Raw genomic sequence first — 11,625 nt, 5'->3', positions numbered from 1 at the left:
GGACGAAGAGGAAGACGAGGACGACGAGAAGTCTTCGGAGCAGTCTGACAGCAGTTCTCGGGAGAACGGGCCGTGGCCGGCGAGAGACGGCCAACGACGCGGGGGCAGTTCGACGAACACTGATGGCTCAGCAGGAGACGACGGCGTGAACTGCTCTGGTACCGAGCGACGCGACGGTGTGCCGCGGTCGAGAGCGACCAGTAGGTCCGCGCGTGGAACGAAGGAGGAGGAGAGGGAGGACAGCGAAGAGGAAAGAGAGGACAAGGAGGGCGACGAGAAGGAGGAAGAAGACGAGGGGGAGAAGGAGAGAGAAGACGACGAAAAGCAGGACGAGGAAAAAGAGGAGCACGAGAAGAAGGAGGAAGAAAAGGAAGAAGAAGACGAGGAGAAACCGGAAGAGTACATCTTCACTCTCACAGGCACAGATGACGACTTCTACGTCGTCGACAGAACCGGACTCCGGTCGCGGTTCGAGGAAGACGACGACGAACTACGGTACGAGAACGCGTTCATCGCAGTTCGAACTCGCCGAGAGCCGGCCCGCCTCGAAGTTCGCGGCGACTTCGCTCTCACCCTTCAGCGCCGACGCTCTGGCGTCATTTCGGTCGACTACGACGATGGTGCACGACGCGTCGACGCCGACCGGCAGGCGTTCCGACGGTTCAGCTACAGGGGTCCCGAGGCAGTCGTGAAGTGGGACGAAGCACGCGACGACCTCGACGCGTATTGGGTCTCACCGCCACCGAGAGTGGAACGGTCGAAGTGAGACCACCGCCGTTCGGTGGGTGTCGTGTGGACGGCGACGAACACGGATTCGACCTGCCGGTGCGAGAGTGAGTCGTGCTGACGACGCGTTCCTTCCAGATTTTGCACCAGTATCGTCCTCCAGAGAAACAGCAGACTGAGTCGATACCTCCGACAGTGTTCACTCGACTAGTCTGTTCCACATCATACTCGTTCGCAGGATTTCCCTAAGCCACTCCCGCGCCTACCTGTACCACACCCACAGAGGGGGGAAAACCATGACGACACCGCACGACTTCGGCGGGAGAATCGGACGCACGTACGACGAGTCTGAACCGTGGTGGCCGGAACCGACCCGGGCACCAGATGGCGCTCCGAACGTGATGTACGTCGTCCTGGACGACGTCGGCTTCGGACACCTCGGCTGTTTCGGCGGACTCGTCGAGACACCGAACATCGACCGACTCGCCGAGAACGGCTTACAGTTCACGAAATTCCACACGACGGCGCTCTGTTCGCCGACGCGGTCGTGTCTGCTGACCGGGCGAAACCACCACTCGAACGCCATGGCCGGTATCACCGAGATATCGACCGGGTTCCCGGGGTACAACGGGAGCATCCCGTTCGAGAGCGGGTTCCTCTCGGAGATGCTGGTCGAACAGGGCTACAACACCTTCGCGGTCGGGAAGTGGCACCTGACACCGTCCGAGCAGACCAGCGCGGCAGGGCCGTTCGACCGGTGGCCGCTCGGGCGCGGGTTCGAACGGTACTACGGTTTCCTCGGGGGGGATACGGACCAGTACACGCCGGACCTCGTCTCGAACAACGAGCAGGTCACGCAGCCGAAGTCGGTCGAGGAGGGCTACCACCTGACCGAAGACCTCGCGGACAAGGCCATCGAGTGTATCACCGACACGCACGCCGTCGCGCCGGACAAGCCCTTCTTCCTCTACTTCGCACCCGGTGCGTGTCACGCACCGCATCAGGTGCCGACAGAGTGGGCAGACAAGTACGCCGGCAAGTTCGACATGGGGTGGGACGAGGCTCGGGAAGCGGTTCTGGCCCGGCAAAAGGAGATGGGTGTGATTCCCGAGGACACCGACCTCTCGCCGCAGAACCCCGACGTCAAAGCGTGGGACAGCCTCTCCGACGAGGAGCATCGGCTCTACGCGCGGATGATGGAGGTGTACGCCGGGTTCCTGTCACACACGGACCACCACATCGGCCGCATCCTCGACTTCATCGACGAACTCGGTGAACTCGACAACACGCTCGTCCTGCTCGTCTCCGACAACGGGGCGAGCGCGGAGGGCGGCCACGAAGGGTCGGTCAACGAGAGTCGATTCTTCAACAACGTTCCCGAGGACCTCGAGGAGAACCTCGCGGCCATCGACGACCTCGGCGGCCCGAAGTTCTTCAACCACTACCCGTGGGGCTGGGCCTGGGCCGGCGACACGCCGTTCCAGCGCTGGAAGCGCGAGGTGTACCGTGGTGGCGCGTCCGACCCGCTCATCGTCTCGTGGCCGCTGGGCATCGCGGCCCGTGGCGAGAAGCGCACGCAGTTCGTCCACGCCATCGACCTCGTCCCGACGGTGCTGGAAGCCCTGAACCTCGAATCGCCAGCGGAGATTCGCGGCGTCGCGCAGTCCCCCATCGAGGGGACCAGCTTCGCCTACACCTTCCAGCACCCGGACGCGCCGGAGCGACACCACATCCAGTACTTCGAGATGTTCGCCCAGCGGGCCATCTACCACGACGGCTGGCGTGCGGTGAGTCCGTGGCCGTTCGGCACGCACATCACGGCTGCAGACCTCTCGGCGACGACGCTGGAAGACGCGAACTGGGAACTGTACCACCTCGCCGAGGACTTCTCCGAGGCACACGACGTGGCAGACGAGTATCCCGAGAAGGTCCTCGAACTCGCTCAACTCTGGTGGACCGAGGCAGGCAGGTACAACGTCTTACCGCTGGACGGACGCGGAACGGAACGCTTCGCTGACGAGCGCCCACAGATAGCCAAACCCCGTGATAGCTACGTCTACTACCCGGGCAAACAGGGCGTCCCGTCAGAGGCCGCCGTTCGGGTGTTGAACCGGTCTCACACGATTACCGCCGATGTCGTGATTCCGAAAGGCGGAGCCGAGGGGGCCCTCCTCGCACACGGCAGCAACTGTGGCGGGTACACCCTGTTCGTCAAAGACGAGCACCTACACTTCGTCCACAATTACGTCGGAGCCGAGGAGTACGAGGTCGTCTCGGAGGAACCGATTCCAGAAGGGGAAGTGACCCTCAAGATGGAGTTCGAGGCGACCGGTGAGCCGGACGTATCGAACGGGAAGGGCGTCCCCGCAACGGTCCGTCTGTTCGTCGACGACGAGCAGGTCGGTGAGGGCGATATTCCCGTCACGATCCCGCTCTTGATGGCGCTCGGCGGCGGCCTGAGTTGCGGGCGCGACCACCGCAACGCAGTCAGTTCGCAGTACGAAGCACCCTTCGAGTTCACCGGTGAGATAACGCGGGTAACTGTGGACGTCAGTGGCGACCTCTTCGCCGACGAGCAGGCGCACGACGAGGCAGAACTCGGCAACATCATGGCCCACGAGTAACTCGCAGAGCGACGAAACGCCAGTGGAGGGCGCGAAACCGGGACGCCTCGATGGGGTATCCTGACCGTACTCCCATCCAGCGGCCCGGTAACCTGTATGTTCTCCGATTATCGTCTTTCCCACCTCTATTGCACCAGTAGGTGTCGATTACCTCGGTAACGAGCACATTCTTATCAGCTTACTGGCCGAAGTGGCTGGCGATGCCTCCAGACGAGAACAGCGAGGACGTGGCCAGCGAGGATGCGACTTCTCGCAGGGCCGTCCTCGTCGGTGCGGCCGCTGCAGTCGGTACTGGGGCGGGACTGGCGAGTGTGTTCGAGATGGTCCCCGACGTCGCTACTGACCTCCTCAGATTCGGCGACTCGACGCCCAACGTCCCTGCTTCTGGACCGTGGTCGACCGCACCGCCGATGCCCGACACGCGGACAGAAGTGAAGGCGAAAGTCCTCGACGGGACGCTCTTCGTCGTCGGCGGGTTCTTAGACGGGAAACGGACCGCGACGGACCACGTCGTCGGCTTCGACCTCGACGCCCGCAAGTGGCACGCCGCACCGCCACTGCCGCAAGGATTACATCACACCTCCGTCGCCGTCGTCGACGGGACGCTCTACGTCATCGGTGGCTACACGAACGAGTGGGACGCGGTCGACTCGGTGTTCGCCTTCGACGGGAGCGAGTGGTCGAGCCGGACAGCGATGCCGGACCGGCGCGGGGCGTTAGGTGCCGGCGTCATCGACGGCCGAATCTACGTGACCGGTGGCAACGGGAGTGGCGGCCTCAAAACGGCACTCGACGTGTACGACCCGGTCGCCGACGAGTGGTCGAGCGGTCCCGATCTCCCCACCCCGCGAGAACATCTCGCAGTGGCTGCCACTGGCGGGACGCTCTACGCGGTGGGCGGTCGACAGAGTGGGCTCTCCACCAACGTCGCCACCGCCGAAGCCTTCAGCCCGAAGACGGGCGAGTGGACGACTGTGAGTCCGATGCCCACCGCTCGCGGCGGTCTCGACGCGAGCGTCGTCGACGGGCAGGTGTTCGTCTTCGGTGGTGAGAGCCCCGGAGGCACGAACCCCGAAGTGGAAGCGTACGACCCGGCGACCGATAGCTGGACGACGTATCCACGGTTGCCGACTGCACGCCACGGTCTCGGTACGGACGCCGTCGACGGTCGCATCTACACCGTCGCCGGCGGCAAAAAGCCCGGATACTACTACTCCAGCGTGCTCGAAGTGCTGACCGTCGCTCGCGCCCAGTCGGGGACCGGCGGTGACGGGACCGGGTCGAAAAACGACGGGTCCGGAACGACCAGCCCCGATGGAAACGACACACACGGAGCCAGCATCACCGACGCAGACGGGTGTCCGGTCGTCGACTGAGGCGCTCGGTCGCTCGGTCGCCTCGTTCGTGTACCAGTTGTCGACGAAGAGAGAAACGTCGTCTCGTCAGCGAAGGCTGCTGCGGACGCGGGTGACGGCGACGAACAGCACCAGCGCGAGTAGGCCACCCGCGAAGAACACCAGTTCTGGTGGGACGGTGGTCGCGCCGGTCGCTGCCGCCTGTCCGCTGTCCGACGCGGCGAACCCGACGGCAGATTCGGGGGCTGCACTGCGGACTGCCGCCGTCTGTACGAGCGAGTCGAGGTACTGGCCGAGGGCGACGCTCACGAGACCGAGCAGGAGAACCACGGCGAAGACTCGGGCGAGTAGGTCACGGAGCAACGACCGGTCGTCGCGGCTACTGGCCATCACGAGGACGGCGCGGGCACACGGCGCGTAGACGTTCATCGACGCGCCCTTCTCGGAGTACCACGTGTCGACGACCTCGATGAGACCGGCGTTCTCCATGTTCGTGAGGTGATAGTGGACGTTCTGGAGCGTCGTGCCGGTCACCTCCTTCAGGTCCGATGGCGTGCGTGGCTCGTCGTACAGTGCTTCGAGGATGGTTCGCGCCGTCGCACTCGACAGCGTTGCGAACACCTCGTCGGCGGTCTCGTCGGTGAGACCGACCAGTTTGGACCCGTCGGGTGCGTGTTCGACGGGTCGTTTTATCGGGAATATCCGGCTCATCGTGAGTGTTGTACAGAGGGCCTGTGTGGCTATCGGCGTGTCGCTGGGGTGAGGGAACGCCGAGGGTGGTGGGGGCGTGTGAAATCGGAGAGGGTGGGCGTCAGGGGGATTGGGGCTGAAACGTGGCAGTTAGCAGACCGCCGAAAGTTGGCAGCCCGCCGGTTCCTCAGAACAGACCGGGGAACAGGCGGATGGCGAGCAGCGGCGCGAGCAGGCTCGAGAGGGCGGAGGGCAGACTCCAACTCCAGACGATATCGCTCGCTGCGTGTTCGGGCGTGGCTGCGCCGGGCGATGCTGATGACACGACGTTCGATTCGCCGGCGACCATACTCACGCCGTGGTCGGCGGCGATACCGGGACCGCCGTCGACGAAGTCGATGGTATCGTCACCGTAGGGAAGCAAGACCGGTTCCTCGCTGTCGACCACGACGTCACCGTCGACCGACGGCTCGGTTTCTGGGGGGAGTTCACAGGGTGCCCGGATGCAGTAGATGACGTCGCCACCGGAGGGGCGTGGTTTCTCCTCCGGGTGCTCTCGCGGGGACTCTCGCTCGGGCGGCATCGGTTCGGGGACCGGCCGCTCCTCGACGAGCCCAGACTGGTTCATCAGGGGTACGTCGTCGCGGAAGTCATTGATGGGCTCACCAGGCTCGCGCCAGTTCGGCTCAGGGTCGACCGGGCGCGCGACCGCGGGGTCACCGTCAGGGTCGGGTGGGAAGACCGTGTCTTCTGGGGGCTTGGCGTCGGGTTCGTCGTCCGAGCGGTCATCCGCCTCGTCGGCGGCACCGTTGCACGGACTGTCGACTCCAACCAGACAGATGCCGACGGCGGTCTCTCCGTCGCTCGCGGCGACGGTCGAACCGCCGATGGCCACCGCCAGCGAGACGGCGAGGAGTAGTGTGAGGGCGAATCTAAATCGTCGTGTCATCGACTGTCTCTAGGCGGTGGACGTATAAGCAGTGTATCAAGTGTAAAACGGGCGTTTGAAGCATCCGAGTGGCCGCAGAACGACCGCCCGTTCACTGGTAACTCGACGATACAGTCGTTCGGGACAGGGTTTATCCGCCATTACCCGAGAACGCGGCAAGTTCGGCGGAAGCCACGATACATTGGGCCCAGAATCAACACGCTTCCCCACATGTCTCTTCGTATGCGAACTAGGTCCTTCGTAGCTGCAATCGCCCTGATAGTGTTACTCGCCGGGTGTCTCGGCGGCATCGGTGGTGGTGGTGACCAGACGTCTGAATCGCCGACCGACGCGCCGACTGACGCCACGGAAGAACCCACGGCAACGTCGCCACCGACCGCGACGACCGGTGACGGGACGCCGACGGGAACCGACGAAGCGGTGACGACGTTCCCCGAGACGACGACGGCCGTGCCGACGACGCAGCCGTATCAGGAACCCATCCAGCCGAATCGGCCCTTCCAGACCAACGAGAGCCGCCCCAACCACATCGACAATGTGGAAATCCTGAACAAGGTCGACGAGGACGGTGACGGTGCGGTCTCCGCGTTCAGCGTGAAAGTGTCGGGTAACACCTCGTGGATGCACATCGACCCGCCGGACAAAGGCGACGCGAAGGGTGAGCCGTTCATCCTCGTCCGTGTCAACGGCGAACTCGTCGAACGCTCGGACTACACCGACTTCAGCGAGGAGATGACCTACACCGTCGACGTTCATCCCGGCGGCCTGAAGCAGTTCGACGACGGCGAACTCGACATCGAAGTGCTGCTCATGGACCAGGACAAGACGTACGACGACGTCTACGGCTCCTGGACCGGCACCATCGAGTACGAACAGGAAGAGGACACGGGCGGCAACGAGTCGGTCGTGCTGACCGCGTAACTGCGGTCCGCTGTCAAGTCAGAGACCAATTCTTATGTATCGGGACACCGAATTTCGGGTCAATGTGTTCGGAGACCCGTCCGGCGGACCGTGCACTCGCCACTGACGGTGGCACCGACGTACCGTCATCGGCTGCCGGGTCCGAGGACACCGTGATTCTCGTCGTCGACGACGACGAAGACCTCGCGGTCACTATCTCACTCTGGTTGCAGGAAGAGTACACAGTCGAGATGGCGCACAACGGGGAAGAGGCCCTCGACGCCTACGGCCCCCACATCGACGTCGTCCTCCTCGACAGACGGATGCCGACGATGTCCGGCGACGAAACGTTGACACGACTCCGCGAACGCGGCGCGACGGTGCCAGTGGCGATGATGACTGCGGTCGATCCAGAACTCGACATCGCCGACCTCCCGCTGGATATGTACCTCCGCAAGCCGGTCCGGCGCGATCCCGTCGTCGAAGCAGTCGCGTCACTGGTCGACCGGAACTGCTACGACGAACCGACCAGACAGGCGTTCGCCATCGGGTCGAAGTTCGAGATTCTCGGTGAAAACTACTCGGAGGAGGAGCTAGCGGCGGACTCACGGACCCGTGGCCTCGCCGACGAGTTCGTCCGTCTCCAGGACGAGACAGCTATCGTCGTGGAATCAGACGAGACGTCGACCGAACTGGCGACGACTCGGACCGTGGCCGAAACGATACGCGAGCACTAATTCTCTACTGAATCTGTCTGTTCTTTGGCGTTTAGGGACCGAATGCTTCCCAGTCTGAAAGTCGGCCGTGCGTTCAACACTCCTCACTCGGGTGGTCGAACGTCGGCACCGACGACGTCTGGCGGCGGTCACTGCCGGCGCTCGCGACGACGTCACGGGTGACAGGCATACTGAGGACGGTCAGCAGGGAGAGGATTGGTCCTGTCTCGTCGGCGCCGTCGAAGTGCGAGCGAAGCGTGGCTTTGGTGCGGCCCTCGTCGATGTGTGGGTGCCCGTCGAGCAAGGCGTTCCCGGCCTCTACCGTGTCTTCGGCGAAGTCCGTCGTCCGAAGGAGTGTGCCGCGGTCGGGCCACGGACCGTTCGTCTGGTGTGGTTTCGGCGTGGTCGGTGGTGAGACGTACTTGTCGAGCAACTCGGTGCCGAGTCGGCCGGCGTAGCTGACCAGCCGGTGCTGGTTCGGCGGGACGCGCGTCCCGGCGTGTGGAATCGACCCGAGTTCGGGCGAGAGTCGCGAAAGCGCCCGGTCGATGATGTTCTCGCGTAGTGCCACGTCGGTGGGCAACTGGAGGTGCAGGTCGAGCATCCGGTTGTCGAGGAACGGTGACCGGTACGGCCGAATCTGCATGAGGCTGTTCGAGAAGATGAGTTCCGTATCGTTCGACAGGGGGTAGAACGGACTGCAGACCACGAGTTCGTCGACGCTGGGGTACTCGACACCGTGATGGACCACAGTGTCGTCGTCCCAGCGGATGCGCTGGCGGAGCAGCGAGTCGACGTCCGGCAAGTCTTCTACGTACGCGGGCACGTCGGCCGAGAGCTGGTCACGGAACGAGACCACGTCGGTTATCGGTTCGTGGATAGGCGTGCCGATGGGGCCGAACGGCCCGGCCGTGACCGACCGGGTCGGCATCGTCCGCCCTTTGAACAGCGTGTCGGCGTACAGGCCGGAGATGAGCACGTCGACTTCGGAGAGTTGGTCGGCGAAGTCGGTGACGTACCCCTGCACGAACCAGCCGTCGAAGTTCGACAGCGGGCCGTTGGACTGGAACAGTCGCTGGTAGTAGCCCGAATCACGCCGGAGGAACTCGAAATCGGCTCCGGCAGTGTGGGCCACGCGCCGGGCGACGCGCGTCTCGCGACTCGGCCAGCCGGCGATGTGGAAGCCGGTGAGGTCGTCGTGGCCGTCGAGGGCGGCGAGGATGAGTCGTGAATCGCTTCCGCCGCTGAGCAACACGCCGTACGACAGTTCGTCTTGCACCCACTCTGCGACGATGGCGTTCATCCGGCGCTCGAACTCGTCGACGAAGTACTCCACGCCCGCGCTCACGGGCCGCCGTCGTGGAGTCCAGTAACTCTCGTACTCGACCGAGCCATCGGCCGCAGAGAGCGTGGTGACCGCGCCCGGTTGCGTCTCGGTGACGCCTGCGAGTGGCGTGAGCGTCCCGAACGTGTGCCTGAACGCGAGGAACTCGGCGAATCCGGCAGGGTCGTACGCTGCCTCGACCCCGGGGTGGTGTGGCAGTCGCTGGAGTTGCGTCGCGAACGCGACACCATCGCCGTCGGTCTGTGTGTAGTAGCCCGGTCTGGTGGCGAGTCGGTCGGTGACGAGGTCGACTGTCCCCTCGTCCGGGTCGTACAGAATCGCGAGGAAACCGCCGTTCAGGCCGCTACCGAAGGCACTGTCGCCGTCGTAGCGTGTCGAGAGAAACGTCGTACTGTCCGTCCCGGCCGGCCGCGGAACGTAGCCGTCGAGTGTCTCGTGGCCATACACATCGCCGAGAACCCAGAGAAGCGTCCCGTCGTCGAGTTCGACCGAGCCGGCTCCGCCCTGTGTCGGAAAATCCGTGAGGACGAGGCCGAACACGTCGTCGATGTACGACGCCGTCACTGCGTCCGTGCTGCCGTGATTCGTCGCCATCGCCTCGACCGCGCCCGGGTCGTCCCCGAGAACGCCGTAGACACCGACCATCCTACGGCCTCCGCCCGACTGTCGCTGGACCGACTTCGCGTGTCGTCTGTCCGGCTCCGTGTTTCACCGGTCCAGTTCCACTGACCGGCCGCTCGTGTTCGTGCCAGTGGGTCGTCACCCGTGTCGCGAATCCGACACCTGACATCTGTCCCATGCTCCCTACAGGGTTCGGGTAGGGGTTAGTTATCCTGCCTAATAGCCGCGGATGATGTGTTTGAGATGGCCAGTGTGGTCGCGGGACGGTTCGGAACGCCCGGAGTACTCGACGGACGCTGACGGTCGAAAGAGCCACGCTCGTCGCTACGAAACCGCGGTTATCGCGTGTCTTCGGACTTTGGGCTACTCTAAATACACGTTCGTTGAAACGAACGTCACTCGGCGAGAAGTGTTCGATTACGAGGCTGTTGTAGAGTGTCTGGGGCCTGTAGGCGGTTGGCCCATCGGTGTCGCGAGCCGCGACAGCGCACGCGCCGTCGCTGTCGAGTCGGCGGCAGCAATCGGCACTGAGGCGATGGGTCGACGTTTCATCGCTCGAAGCGGCACATGAGTCGTCACTCGGTCGAACCTGTGAGACGGGAATGACACGAACGACCTAAGTCCGGGACGCGCGTCGGGTGCAGTATGCAGGTCGGTTCACGCCGGGCCATCGTCAATCCCGTGAGTGGCACGGGCGACCACGGCGAATACGTGACTCGATTACTCCGCGCCCGCGGGTTCGAAGTCGTGGAGACGACAGGCCCAGAAGACGCCGTCAGACTGGGCCGCGAAGCTGGCGAAGACGATGTCTCCCAGCTCGCGGTCTGTGGCGGTGACGGAACGATCAACGAAGTCTTGCGAGGGCTCCACGAAGCCAACCACCTCTCGGAGGTGGTCCTGAGTGTGATACCCGTCGGGACTGCGAACATCCTCGCGACGAACATCGGCGTCGAGACGCTCCAGGAGGGCGTCGAGGTCGCCGACACCGGCGAGAAACGGCAGGTCGACGTCGGGATGGCCGGCGACGAACCCTTCATCGTCTCGTGTATCGCCGGACTCCCGGCCGACGCGAGCGTCGCCGCGACGAGTGACCTGAAAAAGCGCTTCGGCACGCTCGCGTTCCTCGTCACGGGCGTCCAGGAAGCACTGGAGTTCGACGGGCTCCGCATCCGCCTCGACGCACAGGGTGACACCGATGCGGAGACGTGGGAGGGTGAAGCGATGTGTCTGCTCGTCGGCAACGCCCGAAAGTTCGTCGAACAGGGCGGACAGGGCGACATGGAAGACGGCCTGTTCGACGTGGCCATCGTCGAACAGATGCCGACGAGTTCGCTCGTGACTGAAGCCGTCAGTCACCGCCTCCTCGGTCGTGAGACGCCCGGAGTCACCCACATTCAGGCGAACGAGATTCGAGTCGCCGGGCAAGAAGGCCCGATTCGGTTCAGTCGTGACGGGGAACTCGGCGAGTACGAAACGCTCGCGTTCTCGATTCTGCCGAAGGGGCTGACGCTTCGCGTCGGCGAGGGGTACGAGCCCTCGCCAAAGTGACTGGACAGCGTCTCTGTTCTCGGGCGAAAGAAACACATATTCGAACAGTGTCGTGGGATTCCGCATCGTGTGGAACGTTCCGTCCCGCAGGGACTGTCCCGGGCACACTATTACGTTCCACCACAAATTACCAAAGAAATTTACCATTGGC

Annotated in this window: 9 protein-coding genes; 6 read left to right on the top strand and 3 right to left on the bottom strand. The window is 63.9% G+C overall.

The annotated features are described in order from the left end of the window. The 3 genes from ACSC1P_RS12590 to ACSC1P_RS12580 all read left to right on the top strand — a co-directional run. Positions 1 to 766 (top strand): hypothetical protein (locus ACSC1P_RS12590; protein ID WP_435360536.1); only part of this gene is annotated, 766 nt, incomplete at its 5' end. A 256-nt stretch (positions 767 to 1,022) separates the two neighbouring features. Beyond that, positions 1,023 to 3,350: an arylsulfatase gene (locus ACSC1P_RS12585; RefSeq protein ID WP_435360535.1), complete on the top strand. Its 2,328-nt coding sequence runs from the start codon at positions 1,023 to 1,025 to the stop codon at positions 3,348 to 3,350. A gap of 200 nt (positions 3,351 to 3,550) precedes the next feature. Further along, positions 3,551 to 4,726, top strand: a complete 1,176-nt coding sequence (locus ACSC1P_RS12580) for a Kelch repeat-containing protein (RefSeq protein ID WP_435360534.1) — start codon at positions 3,551 to 3,553, stop codon at positions 4,724 to 4,726. Positions 4,727 to 4,792: 66 nt separating this feature from the next. On the opposite strand, the gene ACSC1P_RS12575 is transcribed toward ACSC1P_RS12580, so the two are convergent. Both ACSC1P_RS12575 and ACSC1P_RS12570 read right to left on the bottom strand, forming a co-directional pair. Further along, the gene (locus ACSC1P_RS12575; RefSeq protein WP_435360533.1) at positions 4,793 to 5,416 is read right to left on the bottom strand and encodes an ArsR/SmtB family transcription factor; all 624 of its coding nucleotides are present in this window, start codon (positions 5,414 to 5,416) and stop codon (positions 4,793 to 4,795) included. A 166-nt stretch (positions 5,417 to 5,582) separates the two neighbouring features. Beyond that, entirely contained in the window at positions 5,583 to 6,344 is a 762-nt protein-coding gene (locus ACSC1P_RS12570) for a hypothetical protein (protein WP_435360532.1), read from the bottom strand. A gap of 222 nt (positions 6,345 to 6,566) precedes the next feature. Between ACSC1P_RS12570 and ACSC1P_RS12565 the strand changes: the two genes are divergently transcribed. Both ACSC1P_RS12565 and ACSC1P_RS12560 read left to right on the top strand, forming a co-directional pair. Next, positions 6,567 to 7,265: a hypothetical protein gene (locus ACSC1P_RS12565; RefSeq protein ID WP_435360531.1), complete on the top strand. Its 699-nt coding sequence runs from the start codon at positions 6,567 to 6,569 to the stop codon at positions 7,263 to 7,265. Between the two features lie 62 nt (positions 7,266 to 7,327). Further along, positions 7,328 to 7,981, top strand: coding sequence for a response regulator transcription factor (locus ACSC1P_RS12560; RefSeq protein ID WP_435360530.1), 654 nt, complete (start codon positions 7,328 to 7,330; stop codon positions 7,979 to 7,981). A gap of 73 nt (positions 7,982 to 8,054) precedes the next feature. Here ACSC1P_RS12560 and ACSC1P_RS12555 read toward each other — a convergent pair whose 3' ends face one another. Continuing rightward, positions 8,055 to 9,950, bottom strand: a complete 1,896-nt coding sequence (locus ACSC1P_RS12555) for an asparagine synthase-related protein (protein WP_435360529.1) — start codon at positions 9,948 to 9,950, stop codon at positions 8,055 to 8,057. A 621-nt stretch (positions 9,951 to 10,571) separates the two neighbouring features. On the opposite strand from ACSC1P_RS12555, the gene ACSC1P_RS12550 reads away from it, so the two are divergent. Beyond that, positions 10,572 to 11,474 (top strand): diacylglycerol/lipid kinase family protein, encoded by a 903-nt coding sequence (locus ACSC1P_RS12550; RefSeq protein ID WP_435360528.1) that lies wholly within the window; start codon positions 10,572 to 10,574, stop codon positions 11,472 to 11,474. The last annotated feature ends 151 nt before the right edge of the window (positions 11,475 to 11,625 follow it).

It is taken from the genome of Haloarchaeobius caseinilyticus (assembly GCF_051207395.1).
Taxonomy (GTDB): domain Archaea; phylum Halobacteriota; class Halobacteria; order Halobacteriales; family Natrialbaceae; genus Haloarchaeobius.
Note: the sequence above shows the minus strand (reverse complement) of the source record. Positions and strands in the feature narration are given on the sequence as shown.